The organism is Nostoc flagelliforme FACHB-838 (assembly GCF_014698065.1).
In the GTDB taxonomy this organism is placed as follows: domain Bacteria; phylum Cyanobacteriota; class Cyanobacteriia; order Cyanobacteriales; family Nostocaceae; genus Nostoc; species Nostoc flagelliforme_B.
This window is the reverse complement of record NZ_JACJSI010000021.1, coordinates 65,307-82,798: the sequence shown is the minus strand read 5'-3', so window position 1 is coordinate 82,798 and position 17,492 is coordinate 65,307. Positions and strand designations below refer to the sequence as shown.

The 17,492-nt window shown below is 41.1% G+C and carries 15 protein-coding genes; 9 read left to right on the top strand and 6 right to left on the bottom strand.

Annotation, left to right across the window (positions count from 1 at the left end):
- Nucleotides 1–88 precede the first annotated feature (88 nt).
- From H6G97_RS13345 to H6G97_RS13320, 6 genes are all read left to right on the top strand, one after another.
- Nucleotides 89–910, top strand: a complete 822-nt coding sequence (locus H6G97_RS13345) for an acyl-CoA desaturase (protein ID WP_190910620.1) — start codon at nucleotides 89–91, stop codon at nucleotides 908–910.
- A 221-nt stretch (nucleotides 911–1,131) separates the two neighbouring features.
- On the top strand, nucleotides 1,132–2,184 hold the full coding sequence (locus H6G97_RS13340) for a fatty acid desaturase (RefSeq protein ID WP_190941069.1): 1,053 nt from the start codon (nucleotides 1,132–1,134) through the stop codon (nucleotides 2,182–2,184).
- Nucleotides 2,185–2,406: 222 nt separating this feature from the next.
- Nucleotides 2,407–3,486: a fatty acid desaturase gene (locus H6G97_RS13335; RefSeq protein ID WP_190941082.1), complete on the top strand. Its 1,080-nt coding sequence runs from the start codon at nucleotides 2,407–2,409 to the stop codon at nucleotides 3,484–3,486.
- Nucleotides 3,487–4,004: 518 nt separating this feature from the next.
- Nucleotides 4,005–4,703, top strand: coding sequence for a LabA-like NYN domain-containing protein (locus H6G97_RS13330; protein ID WP_190941068.1), 699 nt, complete (start codon nucleotides 4,005–4,007; stop codon nucleotides 4,701–4,703).
- A gap of 159 nt (nucleotides 4,704–4,862) precedes the next feature.
- Nucleotides 4,863–5,573 (top strand): response regulator transcription factor, encoded by a 711-nt coding sequence (locus H6G97_RS13325; RefSeq protein ID WP_190941067.1) that lies wholly within the window; start codon nucleotides 4,863–4,865, stop codon nucleotides 5,571–5,573.
- Nucleotides 5,574–5,578: 5 nt separating this feature from the next.
- Nucleotides 5,579–6,667 carry a sensor histidine kinase gene (locus H6G97_RS13320; RefSeq protein WP_190941066.1) on the top strand — a complete coding sequence of 363 codons (1,089 nt, stop codon included), beginning with the start codon at nucleotides 5,579–5,581 and terminating at the stop codon, nucleotides 6,665–6,667.
- A gap of 281 nt (nucleotides 6,668–6,948) precedes the next feature.
- On the opposite strand, the gene H6G97_RS13315 is transcribed toward H6G97_RS13320, so the two are convergent.
- Nucleotides 6,949–7,830 carry a succinate--CoA ligase subunit alpha gene (locus tag H6G97_RS13315; RefSeq protein ID WP_190941065.1) on the bottom strand — a complete coding sequence of 294 codons (882 nt, stop codon included), beginning with the start codon at nucleotides 7,828–7,830 and terminating at the stop codon, nucleotides 6,949–6,951.
- A gap of 90 nt (nucleotides 7,831–7,920) precedes the next feature.
- Nucleotides 7,921–9,147, bottom strand: a complete 1,227-nt coding sequence (locus H6G97_RS13310) for a succinate--CoA ligase subunit beta (protein WP_190941064.1) — start codon at nucleotides 9,145–9,147, stop codon at nucleotides 7,921–7,923.
- A gap of 772 nt (nucleotides 9,148–9,919) precedes the next feature.
- Between H6G97_RS13310 and H6G97_RS13305 the strand changes: the two genes are divergently transcribed.
- On the top strand, nucleotides 9,920–11,683 hold the full coding sequence (locus H6G97_RS13305; protein ID WP_190941063.1) for a hypothetical protein: 1,764 nt from the start codon (nucleotides 9,920–9,922) through the stop codon (nucleotides 11,681–11,683).
- Nucleotides 11,684–11,739: 56 nt separating this feature from the next.
- Here the strand turns inward: H6G97_RS13305 and H6G97_RS13300 are convergent, their stop codons facing one another.
- From H6G97_RS13300 to H6G97_RS13290, 3 genes are all read right to left on the bottom strand, one after another.
- Nucleotides 11,740–12,336 carry an HNH endonuclease gene (locus H6G97_RS13300; RefSeq protein WP_190941062.1) on the bottom strand — a complete coding sequence of 199 codons (597 nt, stop codon included), beginning with the start codon at nucleotides 12,334–12,336 and terminating at the stop codon, nucleotides 11,740–11,742.
- 46 nt (nucleotides 12,337–12,382) lie between these two features.
- On the bottom strand, nucleotides 12,383–13,015 hold the full coding sequence (locus tag H6G97_RS13295) for a hypothetical protein (RefSeq protein WP_190941061.1): 633 nt from the start codon (nucleotides 13,013–13,015) through the stop codon (nucleotides 12,383–12,385).
- Nucleotides 13,016–13,125: 110 nt separating this feature from the next.
- Nucleotides 13,126–13,902 carry an ABC transporter permease gene (locus H6G97_RS13290; protein WP_190941060.1) on the bottom strand — a complete coding sequence of 259 codons (777 nt, stop codon included), beginning with the start codon at nucleotides 13,900–13,902 and terminating at the stop codon, nucleotides 13,126–13,128.
- 456 nt (nucleotides 13,903–14,358) lie between these two features.
- Between H6G97_RS13290 and H6G97_RS13285 the strand changes: the two genes are divergently transcribed.
- Nucleotides 14,359–15,507, top strand: coding sequence for a DegT/DnrJ/EryC1/StrS family aminotransferase (locus H6G97_RS13285; RefSeq protein ID WP_190941059.1), 1,149 nt, complete (start codon nucleotides 14,359–14,361; stop codon nucleotides 15,505–15,507).
- 63 nt (nucleotides 15,508–15,570) lie between these two features.
- Here the strand turns inward: H6G97_RS13285 and H6G97_RS13280 are convergent, their stop codons facing one another.
- The gene (locus tag H6G97_RS13280; protein WP_190941058.1) at nucleotides 15,571–16,317 is read right to left on the bottom strand and encodes a DUF561 domain-containing protein; all 747 of its coding nucleotides are present in this window, start codon (nucleotides 16,315–16,317) and stop codon (nucleotides 15,571–15,573) included.
- A 261-nt stretch (nucleotides 16,318–16,578) separates the two neighbouring features.
- Between H6G97_RS13280 and H6G97_RS13275 the strand changes: the two genes are divergently transcribed.
- Complete coding sequence (locus H6G97_RS13275; protein WP_190941057.1) at nucleotides 16,579–17,394, top strand: class I SAM-dependent methyltransferase; 816 nt, start codon at nucleotides 16,579–16,581, stop codon at nucleotides 17,392–17,394.
- Nucleotides 17,395–17,492: the final 98 nt, after the last annotated feature.

The window sequence follows — 17,492 nt, the reverse complement described above, 5'->3', positions numbered from 1 at the left end:
GTTCCTCGTTCAAAAAAAATTAAATTATAGATATGCGGATTTTAAGATCGCGCAGACTAGGCTGGAAAATTCAAATTCAGGTTACTGCATGACAATTGCTACTTCAACCAAACCTCAAATTAACTGGGTTAATACCCTGTTCTTCATTGGACTGCACATCGGCGCTTTATTTGCTTTTGTTCCTGGTAACTTTAGCTGGACGGCAGTTGGTGTGGGTTTCTTGCTGTATTGGGTGACTGGCGGCTTAGGCGTTACTCTAGGATTTCATCGCCTTGTCACCCATCGCAGTTTTCAAACTCCCAAGTGGCTAGAGTATCTCCTGGTTTTCTTTGGGACACTCTCCTGTCAAGGAGGCCCAATTGAGTGGATCGGGACACATCGCATTCATCATCTAAACTCTGATACTGACGCTGATCCCCATGACTCTAATAAAGGCTTCTGGTGGAGCCACATGGATTGGCTGATTCATTATTGTCCCGCTCACGCTGATGTTCCTCGTTTCACCAAAGACATTGCCGAAGACCCAGTTTATCAGTTTTTAGAAAAATATTTCATTTTGATCCAGGTTGCTCTAGGCGTATTGCTTTTGCTTCTGGGTGGCTGGCCCTTTGTTATTTGGGGAATTTTTGTTCGCATTGTCTGGGTTTACCACTGCACCTGGTTGGTAAACAGCGCTACTCATAAATTTGGCTATCGGAGCTATGATTCTGGGGATCAATCCACTAATTGCTGGTGGGTAGCCGTACTAGTTTTCGGTGAAGGCTGGCATAATAACCATCATGCTTTTCAATACTCAGCTCGTCATGGGCTGGAATGGTGGGAAATCGATTTAACTTGGATGACTGTTCAATTGCTACAAGCAGTTGGTCTGGCTACTAACGTGAAGTTGGCCCCAACAAAAGTTAGTTAGGAGTTAGGGGTTAGGAGTTGAAGTTGGAGTTTGGAGTTATGATGCGTAACGTTTTTAACTCATAACTCATCACTTCTAACTCCTCACTTTTCAAAAAGCTATTTACTGGTGCGCTTGTGTCGGTTAGATTGCTATAATCCGAAGCGCTAATATTAAGAATTTTTGCGGTAAGTCACTTTTTTAGTGACTTGGTGGAGGAGTTTGTTGTTTTTTAGGTGTCCATGACTACATCAATAATTAATAGCCAGAAACTAAGTGACGAGCCTAGTAATTCCGACTTTCGGCTCAAAGATATTGTCAAAACCCTGCCACGGGAATGTTTTCAGCAGAACCGTCGCAAAGCTTGGACACAAGTACTGCTCAGTGTCTTGGCGGTTGGCTTGGGCTATTACAGCCTGATTATCACTCCTTGGTTTCTCTTGCCTCTAGCTTGGATTTTTACGGGCACCGCTTTAACAGGTTTTTTTGTAATTGGTCATGATTGTGGTCACAGGTCTTTTGCCAAACGCCGTTGGGTAAATGATTTAGTGGGGCACTTCTTCATGATGCCGTTGATTTACCCCTTTCACAGTTGGCGCATTAAGCATAATTATCACCATACTCATACCAACAAACTGGATGAGGACAACGCTTGGCATCCAATCAGACCGGAAGTGTTTGAAAATTGGGATAAAACCCGGCAGTCTGCTTTTGAGTTGTTCATGCGTAAACGCCTCTGGTGGGTAGGTTCCATTGGACATTGGGCTGTAGTGCATTTTGATTGGCGGAACTTCAAAATTAAAGACCAATCAAGTATCAAGCTTTCTGTGGCTGTAGTAGTTGTGTTTGTAGCGATCGCTTTCCCGATTCTCATCGCCACAACTGGTATCTGGGGATTTGTCAAGTTTTGGCTAGTGCCCTGGATAATTTACCATTTTTGGATGAGTACTTTTACTATTGTTCACCACACTGCCGCAGATGTTCCTTTTGCGACAGCGAACAAGTGGAACGAAGCTCTAGCACAGCTAGCTGGCACTATTCATTGCGATTATCCGCGCTGGGTAGAAATTTTGTGCCATGATATCAATGTTCATGTCCCTCATCATATTTCCACTGCGATTCCTTCTTATAATTTGCGGCTAGCTTACAGCAGCATCAAAGAAAATTGGGAGCCTTATCTGCATGATGAGTGTCAGTTTTCTTGGCCTTTAATGAAGCAGATTACAGACCAATGTCAACTATACACAACTGATGTTGGCTATAAGACTTTCAACGAACATTATACAGAGCGATGAATAGCGCTGTGATTACACTCACGCTCTTGAATCAACGAGAGCGTTTATCATGCTGTGTTTAAATAGAATCTGGCAATTGTTTACTGAATAAAATTTTAAATAAATTGCCAGAAATTATCTATCCTCTTGTGTGTTAGCGATCGCTAGTATCATGGGCATCTTAGAGGTGAGATTATCTTGTCTCAAATCAAGTTCCGATTTATATCTAAACAAAAGAATCCAGTGCCATCAAATATCATCACTTCCAATAATCCTCCTGGCTTTGAAACGTCTGAGGATACAACTAAATTACCTTTCACTCTTCAGGATTTAAAAGCTGCAATTCCTGCTGAATGTTTTCAGCCCAATGTGAAAAAATCACTTTTTTACTTTTTTCGTGATATCCTGATTATCGGTCTGCTTTATGCAGTTGCTTCTTACCTGGATTCTTGGCTTTTCTTTCCGATTTTCTGGCTAATGCAAGGAACGATGTTTTGGGCTTTGTTTGTGGTCGGGCATGACTGCGGACACCAATCTTTTTCTAAGCAGAAATGGCTTAACGATTTGATTGGACATCTTTCTCACACACCAATACTTGTTCCTTATCATGGTTGGCGGATTAGTCACAGAACTCACCACAAAAATACTGGCCATCTTGATAACGATGAAAGCTGGTATCCTGTGACAGAATCCCAATATAAGGATATGCCTTTAGCCCAAAAGATAGGCAGATATTATGTTTTTCTCTTGGCTTATCCTGTATATCTCTTTAAGCGTTCTCCTAATAAAGAAGGCTCCCACTTTTTGCCCAGCAGCTCGCTTTTCAAACCATCGGAAAAATGGGATGTCATCACTAGTACAGTACTTTTGATTGGCATGGTAGGTTTGCTAGGTTTCCTCACCTACCAATGGGGTTGGATGTGGTTGCTGAAATATTACGCTGTGCCCTACCTGGTGTTCATAGTTTGGCTAGATTTGGTGACATTCTTGCACCACACTGAGCCAGAGCTGCCCTGGTATCGTGGAGAAGATTGGACTTTCTTAAAAGGCGCAATTTCCAGTATTGACCGTGATTATGGTTTGGTTAATCATATCCATCACGATATCGGTACTCATGTTGCTCACCATATATTCCTTAACATCCCTCACTACAATTTGTTGAAGGCAACTGAGGCAATAAAACCAGTGATGGGTGAATATTTCCACAAATCGGAAGAACCAATTTGGAAGTCAGTATGGAATTCATGTATCAGCTGCCATTTTGTCCCTGATACTGGTAGTAAGGTTTACTACACATCCAACAATAAGTTAGCTAAAGACTAAGACTCAGATTCCCGACTTCTTTAAAGAAGTCGGGAATCTAATATTATCGTCAGTGCTTATTACATTAAATATTACTTAAATATCTTAGTACAACCTACGTTTTGAGGTGTGTTGGCGTAACCCGCCACAGGAATCGTACATTACATTGTTAGTGCTTCTAATTTCGCCCGTATTTGATCTGTAAGGTTATTAAAATACAGAGGTAAAATAAAATGTAGATAGATAACGTTCTCCGGTTGTTGTCCCTACCTTGAGAAAAAAATTTATTTTTTTCAAACTCTTGCTGTCTCGGTGGGTAAAGATTAACATATCTGTGGACATAGGTAATATCTTGTTCAACCCACCCTAACAAAGATGACAGACCTTGGTGCGCCTACTTTTAATTCTGTTTAATGGGAGTTAAGTTTATCTGCATCTAGTGACTTAATACCATTACTTAGTAGGTTTATAAATCAGCAGAGACTATACTATAGACAATTTACTCAAAACTTTTTCCAATTTTAAAATCAGAGGTATCAATGATTATAACTAATTTTAGCAAACAAAGAAATGAATTTAAGGAACCTAAAATACTTAAAGCTAAACCCAATTGGCAAGGGCAAAATTTGAATGATACTGCTGTCAAAGGTAAAGATACCAAGAAGATACAAGATACTGCACCTGATGGTTCGATTTTCAATAGCTTGAATCGTGGTCGAGTTGCTATTTTTATTGATGGTTTAAACCTATTTCATACAGCTTTACAGCTAGGTATAGAAATTGACTATGTGAAATTGCTTTGTCATTTAACTAACGGTTCTAGACTATTGCGTGCTTTCTTTTATACTGGTATTGATCTCAGCAATGAAAAGCAACAGGGTTTTTTATTATGGATGCGTCGTAATGGCTACCGTGTAGTGGCAAAAGAGCTTGTTTTAGCAGCAGAAAACTTCAAAAAATCAAATCTGAACGTAGAAATTGCTGTAGACATGATCACTTTAGCTCCTTATTATGACACTGCGGTTTTAGTCAGTGGAGATGGGGATTTAGCTTATGCTGTGAACGCCGTCAGCAGAATGGGGGTTCGGGTAGAAGTGGTCAGCCTGCAAACAACCACCAGTGAAAGTTTGATTGATGTTTCTGACTGCTTCATTGATCTAGATAGTATTAAAACATACATTCAAAAAGATTCTAATCTTGGCTATAGTTATCGCACGCCGTCCAATTCAAATCTTTAATAGCCTATCTCAAATCTATCAAAATCTATATTGAGCTATTGCAAGCTTATAAAAGGTTTATCGGTTATCAGATTGGGTGGGGTTTAAATCCCCATCTATAACCGTCCTAGTACCCAATCCCCAATACCATCCGCCTATTTTGCTCGACCGTATATTGAAATGGATATTCTAATAGTTGAAGATGAGCCAGAAATTGCTCATTTAATTGAACTCTCTTTAGAAAAAGAAGGATTTTTTTGTCGCACTACGCGAGATGGCATGAATGCTTTGCGGATGTTTCAGGAGCAACCACCGGATTTAATCATTTTAGATTTGATGATTCCTGGTTTAGATGGGCTGGAAGTTTGTGCCCGAATTCGCCAGAAACCAGGTGCAAAAGATCCTTATATTTTGATGCTCACGGCTAAGGGTGAGGAAATCGATCGCGTCATAGGTCTATCTACTGGTGCTGATGATTACATGGTTAAACCCTTTAGCCCCAGAGAGTTGGTAGCTAGGGTACGGGCACTATTGCGGCGTAGCCTACGCCAAGGGGGACAACATCAAGCTAATCGTACCCAACACTTTATTGTCGATGTAGACCAGCGCACTGCCAGTCGTCAGATCAATTCTCAGGAAGCTGAAGTTTTGAACTTAACTACCCTAGAATTTAACTTGCTAACTACCTTTGTCAGCAACCCTGGTCGAGTTTGGAACCGCACTCAACTAATTGATAAACTTTGGGGAGATAACTTTTTTGGCGATGAACGAGTAGTAGATACTCATGTAGCTCGGTTGCGAAAAAAGATTGAGCCTGATTCGGCAAATCCTACTTTTATTAAAACTGTTGTTGGGGTTGGCTATAAATTTGAAGATCCTCAGGTAACGTAAATGTTATGAAGATGGGGCTGAGAGAGCGCTTATTTTTCTCCCATTTAGTAGTAATGATTGTGGGGGTAGCTAGTCTGGTAAGTATCAGCAAAATCTCTTCCCCCCACTTGTTTATCTTGCATTTGGAACGATTAGAAAATCAGGGGTTCAACTTAATCAATGTTCGTACTAAATTGGTTACAGGATTTGAATTTGCTTGGCAGCGAAGCACTATTTGGTCAGTCTTAGTTGGTAGCACCGCAGCTGGAGGATTGAGTTACTGGGTGTCTAGACGGATTATGCAACGCTTGACGGAGATGGAACAAATCACCCAAAAATTTGCTGCTGGTCAGATGGATGCACGATTACCTCTGTCTGATATTCCAGAACTTAATAGACTGGGTGCTAGTTTTAATCGGATGGCAGCCAGTTTAGAAGGAGTAGAAGCGCGGCGGCGAGAAGTGATTGGAGACATGACTCATGAATTACGGACTCCATTAACAGTTGTGCGTGGTTACTTGGAAGAACTGGCTGATGGGGAAATTGAAGCGTCTCCTGAAATTTATCGGCGTTTAGCGAGAGAAACTAGGCGCTTAGAGCGGTTGGTGAACGATTTACAAGAACTATCTAAGGCAGAAGCTGGTTATTTGCCAATTAATATACAACGGGTAAATCTGCGTCCGTTGTTAGAGTCATTAGTGGAGAAATTCACCGACCAGCTGTTGGAAGATGGGCCAGTTCTGCTCTTAGAATGTCCATCTGTGCTGCCTCCTGTATTGGCAGATATTGACCGCACAGAACAGGTGTTGGTTAATTTGCTAGGTAATGCAGTGCGTTACACTAACGAAGGTTCAATTACCATTCGTGCTGGAACTGAAGGATCTCAACTCTGGATTGCGGTTATGGATACAGGTATTGGTATCGCTCCAGAAAATTTGCCCCATGTGTTTGAGCGCTTCTGGCGAGCAGATCAGTCGCGCGATCGCCATTCGGGGGGTACTGGTATTGGCTTAACTATTTCCCACCGTTTGATTGAATTACAGGGCGGCAAAATTCAGGTAGAAAGCGAGTTAGGAGTTGGCAGTACGTTTCGGTTTTTTCTGCCTTTGGCTTGAGACAAAGCCTTGAGATCCTAGGGATTGACACAAGGTAGTCACGGCTGTGTCATACCCAATTGCTAATTTGAAAGTATCCCAAATCTTGGTTTGTTGATGAATGCCGAGATTTTGGAATTGCATTGAGTATAAAATTATGTCTACTTTTGTTCTAGCTGCTTTTTTGGTTAGTTTACTCAGTCTTTCAGGGTACGCTGCGATCGCTTACCTATTTCCTCAAAATCGTTCCCAAGACTGACTAAATAATTCGTAATTCGTAGTTAAGAATTACGAATTAGTAATTAGTTAATCTCTTTTCTCAATAATTGGGGAATCTGAGAAGGGCGTTCCGCTACTGGAACTTGCGCTTCTTTTAAAGCAGCTAATTTACTTTGGGCTGTGCCAAAATTAGGATCGCGTCCAATAACTGTTGCTAAAGTCCCGGTTTGTCGCCAAGTTTTTCCTGGTGGTGCTTGTCGGCCTGCAATGTAGGCAATTACTGGTTTATCAATTGCCTCAGTAATGTACCGCGCTGCTGCTTCTTCACTACCACCACCGGGTTGACCGACTAAAACGATCGCCTCTGTAGTTTCATCCTCATCGAGAATTTGCAGCCATTGCAGAAAGGAGGAACCAACAATCGCATCACTACCAATACTGACACTAATCGACTGCCCTAAACCTGCTTTTGTTAATTCGTAGGCGATTTCGTAGGTGAGGGTGCTGCTACGACTAACGATCCCCACTGTCCCAGGGGTATAAAATTCGCTGGGTTGAGTACCTAAGAGAATTTTTCCCGGTACAATGATCCCCGGACTATTTGGCCCGATTACCAAAGTTTCACAGGCTTCGGCTTTGCGGAGTAATTGCACCATATCCAAAGGCGGCACGCCAGCAGTGATAATAATAATTTGGCGAATATGAGATGCGATCGCCTCTAATGCCGCATCTAGGACATCGTAAGGATCTACACAAATAATTGTTGTGTCAATTGCCCCAAATTGTTCTATTACTTCTTCTACTAAGTCAAATACTGGCAGTCCATGCAGTTCCTGTCCGCCACATCCAGGATTGACACCAGCTACCAAATTCGTGCCATAAGCTTGCATTTGAGCAACATGAGTGCCTGATATAAATTCACAAAAGCCTTGAATTAAGACTTTACTCTCTGGCGTTAAGTTCATAAAAAATTACCGTAAGTTTAACAACCCAGTGCCTTAGAATACTGGGCATAAAAATGACAAGTTTGCAGTGTCGTATTGATTCAATTTTTACTACTTCTTACTAACGGTCGGTTTAGCAAGACGAACTGCTGCCTCTACTGCCTCATCTAAGTTTTCTACCACAAGTAACACATCGCTGTGGGTTTTTAGCGTTGTTAAATATTTTCTAACAGCATTAAATTCAGAACCAGCAAGACGGACAACCAAAGGTGAAAAATTCAGTTCTCGCCGACTTTTACTACCATTAGAACGCACAACCTGTGATTGAAGTTCGCTACTGTCTTGCTGCACAAACTTGGCTATAACTTCAGCCACTTCCTCAGTTTGAGGAATGTTACCTAGAAAGTTAATTAGGATTACTTGAATGCTTTTATCAGCCTCCAGCATTTTCAAACCTGTCTCTAGGCGATCGCGGAAGGTAGTTGGTTTAGTATCTGTAAGGAAAGCATGACGTAGATTCAAACAAACACCTGGATTGCCACCAGCATTAGCAACTAAATCTAGAGTTGCCATGACTGAACCAGTACCATTACCTAAGATACCGATTTTTCCATGCATTTCTACACCATACCAATCGCCTAATACACCATTGATTCCAGTACTGGTATTACGGCTAATAATTTTTGCTGCCATCTCGGTAAGGTCGGGATGACGCTTGATTGACCGCTCATTGACCCTGACTTTACCATTAAGAGCCATAACTTGACCTGTAGCACTGACTGCCAAGGGATTTATTTCGACTAAATCCAAGTCTTTTTGCACAAATAACTGGTACATTTTCTGAACAACGCTGCTTACCGACTGCATCAGCGCTCCCTGTAAACCCATCTTCAAAGCCAGTCGTCGGGCATAAAATGGCGAAAATTCCTGTTCCACGACAACATGATGCATTCTTTCGCCAGCAGATTCCCAATCGATGTCTGCTTCTTTGCAACCTAAAAGTACTGGTCGGCAGACAGCAGTATCTAAAACCACCGCGAGATAAAATTCCTGGTTGGCATCATATTGAGATTCTGCCAGCACAACTTCCGGCAATTCGCCCCATATTGGTAGACTAAAGATATTTTGAGCAGCTGCGATCGCATCGATAGTTGTTTGGGCAAACCTGACTCCACCTGCTTTTGCCCTTTCTGCTCCGTGTACTTGAGATTTCAGTACAATTGGAAAACGAATTTTTAAACGTTTCAAATCCGTAGGATGGTCAATTCGTTGGGAAGGCAATACCGGAATGCCTATTTTGCTAAACCATTCTTTAACTTGATACTCTAATAAATCCATTGATACACCTTATATTGACTATTGACACTTTCCAAGTTTTTGCTGATTCCTGTCTTAATATTTTGCAGCACCTTTATTGCAGAATTTAGCTTTTGGCAGGTATAAAAATTTATTTTTTACGGATCGAATTTATCGAATTCAGCAAATGAGGTACATTAATTTCGACAGCTAACCTGTTTTTGTCAAAGCCACAACACATAATTAATCTCCTCAGTAAGTTTCCCAGCATAGAAGATAATTAGCATTTCTGTCAAAACCCTCTGACATAGCATCGTTTTCTTAACCCTTGGATAATTTGGTCACAACTGGTCTGTAACTATAATTTTTTACGTAAGTAAACAAGCATCAATAATTAAAGGTATATACTCAGGGCTGAACCCCTGATCAAGAGACAATTTAACTAATTTTACATTGTGTAACATAGTTTAATTTATTATTGCCCACCTATTTAGTATCTGCTGTAAATTTAATTGCCAGGAAACAATGCCGGGGAATAGTGAAAACCTCTATTATTCCCATTTTTTATTTTAGATTTATACCTGGAGACAGATTATTTAATTTTGCATCTAGCGCGACGAAAATGTATCGTTGCGAACAATAACTACTTTTTTAATTTTTGGTGAAAACTCAGAATTTGTGTTAGAAAGTTGGTCGTTCATATTTTTAGGCTGTGATTGGTTAAACTGTGCATTTGTATTCAAAAAACCGAGAAACTTCGTTTCATCCTCTTAAAAATAATCAAAACAATATAGAAATTCAGCGGGAAAGCTCTATGAAAGTAGCAGTCCAGCAGGAAGATTTACAGCTTTTAGGCAAAACTTTGCAGGAGCAATTACTTGTAGAAGTTTCAACGGCTGAAATCTTCGAGGTTAAGTGTGCCGTCAATAAAGACGAGCTAATGATTTTAACCCAACATGCATCAGATGTAATAGTTGACCCTCAACTAATTTTTGCAGTTATTGAGGAAGTACTTCAGTCTCTAGCACCCCCAAAAGAGCAGAGGGTGCAATGTTTCCTCAGAGTTTTTGGTGAACAACTCCCTTATGCCAAATGTTTCGTGACGTTGAAGCAGACAGGGGGATGGGGGAATGGGGGAATGGGGGGATGGGGAGCAGGGGGAGATGAGGAAGCAATATCCTACTCATCCCCCTCATCATCTTTGACATATTCTCCGTTAATCGATGAAACTGAGCAAGAGGAAGCGTTTGATCCGTTTGCAGATGTGCCGAATTTGTCGGCATCAAAGCCAGAATTTCAAGTCAAACCGATTCTACTGGGTATAGCCTTGGTGGGAACTGTAGTTTTAGGTTGTGGTGCTTACTTATTAACTCGCCCTTGTGTAATGTCTGAGTGTAAAGAAATACAAAATGCCAAGCAATTAAAAATCAAATCTCCGCAATTGATACGTCGTGCTAAGTCTGAAAAAGAATTAGTAGCTGTACAACAGAAACTTGCGGCAACTAGTGCAGCCTTGAATGTAATTCCTAGTTGGTCGCCGCGTTATCAGGTGTCTGAAGAAATAAAAGCAAGTTTGTCTGGACGGTCAGAAAAAATCAGCCAGGTGGTTAAAGCTTTGCAGACGGCATCTTTAGCGACACAAAAAGTTCAAACTCCTACGTATAGTCTAGAGGAATTACAAGCTAGACAATACTTGTGGCGACAGGCTATAGCGCCACTAGAAACTATAAGTTCCACTAGTGAACTCTATGGATTGGCGCAGGGTAAATTACTTAATTTCCGTGTCCGTTTGCATGCTGTAAATCAGCAAATATTTACGGAGGAAAAATGGCTGAAAAAATTAACAACAGCAAAAGCTGTGGCCGTTGCAGCCGAGAAACGAGAAGCTACTGCTAAATCCATAAATGACTGGCAAAAAGTGCAGTCTACTTGGCTGGTGGTGATTAATGCCTTGAATACTATTCCCCGGACTAGCGTTGCATACCAAGATGCTCAAAAGCTTTTGGTAGATTATAAACCTAAGTTTGTAGTAGCACGCGATCGCACTACTAAAGAAGGATTAGCTGTTAAAACCTATCAACAAGCCCTTAGCATTGCCAAGCAAGCCAAAGTATATGAACAGCAAAACCAATGGCAAGCAGCAGCAACATATTGGGATCAGGCTTTACAAACTGTTAAAAAAGTTCGCCAAGATAGTTTGTACTATACTCAGGCTGAGTCTCTCATCAAACCCTATTCAGCTGCGCTCAAACAAGCACAAGAAAAACTACAAGTTGTTAGTATTTTGCAACAAACCCGCGCTGATTTAGATAAAACCTGTATTAATGGAATTTGGATTTGCACCTTTAGCATTGACAACGCAGGAATTATTGTCCGATTAACGCCTGAGTATGACAAAATAAGGCAAAATAACTTGGCTAATCCTTATTCTGAGAATTCGGATACTGCCGTTGATGTTACCAATCACTTGCAAATCTTACGGGAAGCCTTAGCTGTAATTGGTGAAAATGCCAACTTGTCCCTTTTCCTTTATGACTCCCAAAGTCAGGTAATTTATACGCGGACTTTAGGCGGATAGAAAAGTTAGGAGTTAGGAGTTAGGAATTTTTGATTTTGGGCAAATCCAACGTAACGTTAGGTAGCGAAATCACTACGATCAGAAGTATCTAATAACCCTTTAATTTCTTCAATACTGAGTGGAAGTGAACGGCGATGAATCATAGCGTGGCAGTTTGGACAGACAGGACGTAAATCTTTCACAGGATCAACATTGCATTCCTCAGCTATTTTTGAAATAGGGCGTAGATGATGCACATGAATAAAACCTTCGCCGAATTGCCCAAAGACTTTGCCAAAATTGAAATCGCAAACAGAGCAACTTGAACCGTAATAATCAATAAATTTTTGTCGAGCTTTAGGCTCTCGCTTATAAGCGTTGACTGAAACTTGGCGTACCGCTCCTTCACGAAATATTTCCGATGAATCTAACTCATCAGGAAAAAACCTGGCAGTGTTTTCAGGGCTTAACTCAGCGACTTTTATTAAGTATTGTTGAGCCAGAAAGTCATAGAACTTGTTAATTTCTAATTCAGATCGATGTCCTAACTTTGCTCCAAAGCGATAACCCAAATTGTTCCACGTAAGAACTGCATTCAACATTTTATTTGCTGCCTGAAAAGCAGCTATATATTGCTGGACTTCTGGAATATTTGATAAAGCTAATGTTGGCATAACTAAGCTCTAATACATCGCTACAAAGATAACTTGATTGCATAGGTTATTGATCATTTGTATCTGGTCGCTTGAGTGCTTCCATTAGAAATGCTTGTTGGAAAATATAATTAACCGCAGCAAATAATTTATCTAAATCTTGAATCACATACAAATTTTTATTTCGAGTAAATACATTAGCAATCAACTTTCCAAATTGCCATATTTTCCCGTTAGAAACAATCCCAAAAACGTCACTAGCAAAATCATCATTAATTCGCTGGACTGCAATCATTTCAGCTAAACACTGACCCCAACCTTCTTCAAATTTGTCCTGTTTAGCTTCAACCGTTAAAAAATAAGGTTTATCAAAAACAATCGTACCTAGAGGGTTTCGCTGCGTCACCGTATAATCTGGAATACCTGATAAATCTTCATCATAAACTAATGTTTCATGACTCCAAAGTGTTAATTTACTTCGGTAATTTTTCCATACTTCTTTCAATACTGGATAGATAAGATTTTCACAAATAGCATCTTCAGAATTATCAATAACACCATCTGTAAATAGCAAATCTAATTCTTCTTTAAAAGACTGTTTAACTGGAAAATCTACTTCCAGTAGAAAATTAGACTGTACATATTTAATTTGAAATTTTTTAATTACTGCGCTAATACTTTTGTAATTACTAAATGCCATTTTAATTTACCTTTTATTAAAAACAAGGGTTTTAGCTTAAGTTGACACCAATGTACATCTGTACTAGTACAAGAGATTGATCGAATACTCAGGGATTTAGATTAACCCCTTCACCTCACCAACTGCGCGGCAGAATTAAAAAATTGACGACACAACCCTTTTGTAACTAAAACTGTTGTCAATAAGTTAGCAAAAGCCACCATGAACATAATCAAAATTTCGTAAGAGACAGCATCTAGAGGTTTCACTCCAGCTAATAACTGTCCGGTGGTAATTCCTGGGATTGCGACCATCCCTATAAGTATCATTTGATTGAGAGTGGGAATCAATGCCGCTCTGATACTATCTTTGCGGTACTGGCTAACTGCTTGCTCTGGAGTAGCACCTAAACTCAAGTGGGTTTCGATTTCGAGATGGCTGGAATTAATGGCGCTGACAAGGCGATCGCCTGCGATCGCAGCTGCATTAGTAGCATTACCTAAAACTATCCCTGCTAAGGGAATTATATACTGTGGCTCATACCATCTTTCTGGTTGAACGATCAAGAAGTTGGTGTAAAGCACTGTCAAAACGGTACTAATTAAAATTGCACCCCACACTAAAGGCAACAGATGAGGAATTTTTTGGCTGATGCGATTTCGTGCGACAATCGCCGTAATTGTCAGCATTATTGCTAATAGCGCCAAAACTGCCCAAGCATTGTCTAAAGCCAAGATGAAATCTAAAATGTATCCCAATACAAGAAGTTGTAAGATGGTTCTCCCAGTAGCAATGGCTAAATTTAGCTCTAGCCCTAATTTTTCCCAGGCAGATACACCAATGGTGATCGCCATCAATCCGATAGCAACAGCTAAATCTACGAAATCCAGTTTGATCAGATCCTGCATGGGTTTTCTATCTCCTGGTATTTTCTTTTCAAAGCAGTCTACACACTTGGAACTTTGATCCGATGTGTTGGATCTGGAGTAAAAGGGACTGGGAACTGGGGATTTGGGATTGGGTTTTCAAACGAAAAATTATGGAATTTGTTTTCACCCCTCCCAAATTTTTGAATGTTTTTCTTGTCCCCAGCGATAGCGCAGCGTTAGCGAGGCACGAGCGTCTGCACTGAGTTTCGACTGCGCTCAACTACCGTGGCTGGTGAGCGAAGTCTAATCATGTCGAAGTGTACCCAGTCCCCAATACCCCGCGGTAATTTTCCTTCCCACAATTTAAGTAAAAACCCTAATAGATGCGTATTTTGGGCGATAGTCTTTTAGTAGCTCCTCTTTGATTAACAATTCAATCAGCAAAAATTGACTGTCGAAGTGCATCCTTTGTATCTCCCGATAAAATGAGAACTCATGATCCAAAGTGTAAATCCTATCCCTGCCTTTGATATCAAGCAGCAATACACCACCATCGAAGCAGAAATAAGTGCAGCCGTCTTAGAGGTTTTGGCTTCTGGCCGCTATATTGGCGGCCCCTTAGTCCAAGGCTTTGAACAACAGTTTGCCGCTTATAATACTGTCACTGAATGTGTGGCTTGTAATTCTGGTACTGATGCGCTCTACCTGGCGTTACGAGTCTTGGACATTGGTGCAGGCGATGAAGTGATTACAACGCCTTTCACCTTTATTGCGACATCTGAAGTGATTAGCGCCGTGGGTGCAAAGCCTGTTTTCGTTGATATTGACGCGACTACGTTTAATTTGGATGTGGAGCAAGTCGCAGCAGCGATTACACCTAAAACTAAAGCGATTATCCCGGTTCATCTATTTGGACAACCCGTGGATATGACATCATTGATGGCGATCGCTCAGTCTCACAATTTGTCAATCATTGAAGATTGCGCTCAGTCTACAGGAGCAATTTGGGCTGATCAAAAAGTAGGAAGTATTGGACATATTGGTTGCTTTAGTTTCTACCCTACCAAAAATCTTGGTGGTTGCGGCGATGGCGGAGCAATAACGACTAATGACCCTGCGATCGCCACTAAACTGCGAATACTACGGGAACATGGTAGTAAAATTCGATATTTACACGAAGAAATTGGTGTAAATAGCCGCTTGGATGCTCTCCAAGCAGCTATTTTGCAGATTAAGCTACGTTATTTAGATATTTGGAATGATCGCCGACGAGATATTGCCAACTATTACTACCAGTACCTGTCTCAAATTCCGGGGATCGTCCCGCCCCAAGAATTACCTGCGGGTATTGGGGTATGGAATCAATACACTGTTCGCATATCAGGCGAAGGACGAAATGGTTCTAGCGCTAAATATCGAGATTGGGTGCGTAGTCAATTGCAAGAGCAGGGTGTAAATTCAATGATTTACTATCCCCACCCTTTACATTTGCAGCCAGTGTATCAAAGTCTGAGCTATCAGATTGGGGATTTACCAATAGCAGAGCAAGCTTGCCATGAGGTCATATCCTTGCCGATGTTCCCAGAACTGACACAACAGCAGCAAGACCAGGTGATTTATGCGTTGAAGGATTGTTTCGGGTGAGGGGAACAGGTAAGAGGGAATTTTAATGTTCACCAATCCCAACTCCCCACTGCCCATTCAAGACTAAGCGATCGCGCGGTTGTTTGCAGTTGCTAAGGCTTCTACTAAGCCACGCACAGCAGCAATCATTGCCACTTCGCTATTGAGTTGGTTGATGGCAGAACCAACACCAACACCAGCAGCACCAGATGCGATCGCTAATGGTGCGGTAACGTTAGAAATGCCTGAAGCACACAATACAGGTACTGACACTACACGAGAAATTTCAAAAGCTGCTGCCAAGGTGGGGGCAGCTTTTTCAATTAATCCTAAAGTTCCGGGGTGAACTGGCTTACTGCTAGTACCGCCTTCAGTTTGAATAATGTCTGCTCCAGCTTTCACCAGTTCTTCTGCTAACTGTACTTGTTGATCTAGTTCCAGGATGTGGGGAACGGTGACAGACAGAGTAATTTCGGGGAAAAGAGCGCGGGTTTGCTTAGTCAGTGCTAGCACTTCCAAAGCCTCAAAGCGGCGTCCTTGAGCATAGAAAGAATCGAAATTGCCGATTTCAATTAAATCAGCACCAGCTGCCACAGCTTGCACAAATTTCTCTGGTTCTACTGCTGATACACAAACTGGTAAGTTAGTCAAACTTTTAGTTAGCTGGACTAAGGCAGGATCGGCGGCGATATCGACAAAAGTAGCACCGCCAAATTCAGCAGCTTTGACAGTAGCAGCGACGCTAGCAATGTCGAAGTTATTCAAACCGCTGATCACTTTCAGAACGCGGCGGTGATTAAATGCACGTTGGAGTGTGGAATGCATCGTCATAGTTTGGCTTTTGAAGCTACGAAAATTAGGTATATTCTACCGTCCCTCTGTTGATTGGGGACTAAATCGCCTATCGCAGTTGCCAAATCTTGATAGTTTTATCTTTTTTTCGGATTAGCGATCGCTATATTGTAAAATTTTGCACTCGGAGCTTACTCTCACAATTCAGTTAGGTATAACATGTAGCACGGAGCCACACACCATAAAGTTTAGCAGTTTCCTATGTGAAAATGATTAAATTATTGTTTTCAGAAGGAAGAGATGACTGAAGAAATAATGGCAAACTTTGACGATAAAGAAATACTTGAACTCTGGGATAATAGAGCTAGAGATTGGGATATTCAAGTTAGCGACGATGGCGACAGCAATCGAATTCTGAACTCAGATCCAGTCCTATGGAGTTTCGCTGGTAATGTTGCAGGGTTGTCTGTACTCGATGCTGGTTGTGGCACAGGATATCTAGCACGCCAGCTTTGCCTTAAAGGGGCCAGTGTAACTGCTATAGATTTCTCACCTCAGATGATAGGAATTGCCCAATTTCGAGCTAGCCAAAATAATCTAAATATAGATTTTCATTTGGATTCATGCACTGAACTCAAGTCGCTTCCAGATGAGCAATTTGATATGATTATCTCGAATTATGTTCTCATGGATTTGTTTGATCTCGAAGGAGCATTAAAGGCATTCAATCGTGTGCTTAAGCCTAATGGTATTGCAATCCTTGTGTTCTCACATCCTTGCTTTCCCCAAGGCAACTCGAGGACTGTAAATGAGGATGGGACAGTTTTTTATGGTTGGACTTCTTCTTACTTTGAAAGGACACAACGCAACGATCAACCTTGGAATCATTTTACAACACCATTTATCTGGTTTCACCGTCCTCTTTCCGATTACTGGAAAGCTTTCAAGGCAGCAGGATTTTCTGTGGACGAATTTGAAGAACCAAGAATTACCCCAGAGCGATATCATCTTGCAGAAAACGACCAGAAGCTCTTAAATTGTAAAACACGCCCCTATTCGGTAGTTTTTAAACTCTTGAAGGTTAAAGGATTATATAACAACCCTATAAACTTCTAGTTCCATCCATTATCCTAGTCAAACTCTGGAGGTTACAAATCTGCAATTGGTACTTCCCATCTCAATACTTTTCGGATAAACCCAATAATCTATCTTTT

What these genes read in the sequence shown, in the direction of transcription:
- H6G97_RS13345 (WP_190910620.1), top strand. Translation starts at nt 89, where the DNA reads ATGACAATTGCTACTTCAACCAAACCTCAAATTAACTGGGTTAATACC.
- H6G97_RS13340 (WP_190941069.1), top strand. Translation starts at nt 1,132, where the DNA reads ATGACTACATCAATAATTAATAGCCAGAAACTAAGTGACGAGCCTAGT.
- H6G97_RS13330 (WP_190941068.1), top strand. Translation starts at nt 4,005, where the DNA reads ATGATTATAACTAATTTTAGCAAACAAAGAAATGAATTTAAGGAACCT.
- H6G97_RS13325 (WP_190941067.1), top strand. Translation starts at nt 4,863, where the DNA reads ATGGATATTCTAATAGTTGAAGATGAGCCAGAAATTGCTCATTTAATT.
- H6G97_RS13320 (WP_190941066.1), top strand. Translation starts at nt 5,579, where the DNA reads ATGAAGATGGGGCTGAGAGAGCGCTTATTTTTCTCCCATTTAGTAGTA.
- H6G97_RS13315 (WP_190941065.1), bottom strand. Translation starts at nt 7,830, where the DNA reads ATGAACTTAACGCCAGAGAGTAAAGTCTTAATTCAAGGCTTTTGTGAA.
- H6G97_RS13310 (WP_190941064.1), bottom strand. Translation starts at nt 9,147, where the DNA reads ATGGATTTATTAGAGTATCAAGTTAAAGAATGGTTTAGCAAAATAGGC.
- H6G97_RS13305 (WP_190941063.1), top strand. Translation starts at nt 9,920, where the DNA reads ATGAAAGTAGCAGTCCAGCAGGAAGATTTACAGCTTTTAGGCAAAACT.
- H6G97_RS13300 (WP_190941062.1), bottom strand. Translation starts at nt 12,336, where the DNA reads ATGCCAACATTAGCTTTATCAAATATTCCAGAAGTCCAGCAATATATA.
- H6G97_RS13295 (WP_190941061.1), bottom strand. Translation starts at nt 13,015, where the DNA reads ATGGCATTTAGTAATTACAAAAGTATTAGCGCAGTAATTAAAAAATTT.
- H6G97_RS13290 (WP_190941060.1), bottom strand. Translation starts at nt 13,902, where the DNA reads ATGCAGGATCTGATCAAACTGGATTTCGTAGATTTAGCTGTTGCTATC.
- H6G97_RS13285 (WP_190941059.1), top strand. Translation starts at nt 14,359, where the DNA reads ATGATCCAAAGTGTAAATCCTATCCCTGCCTTTGATATCAAGCAGCAA.
- H6G97_RS13280 (WP_190941058.1), bottom strand. Translation starts at nt 16,317, where the DNA reads ATGACGATGCATTCCACACTCCAACGTGCATTTAATCACCGCCGCGTT.
- H6G97_RS13275 (WP_190941057.1), top strand. Translation starts at nt 16,579, where the DNA reads ATGACTGAAGAAATAATGGCAAACTTTGACGATAAAGAAATACTTGAA.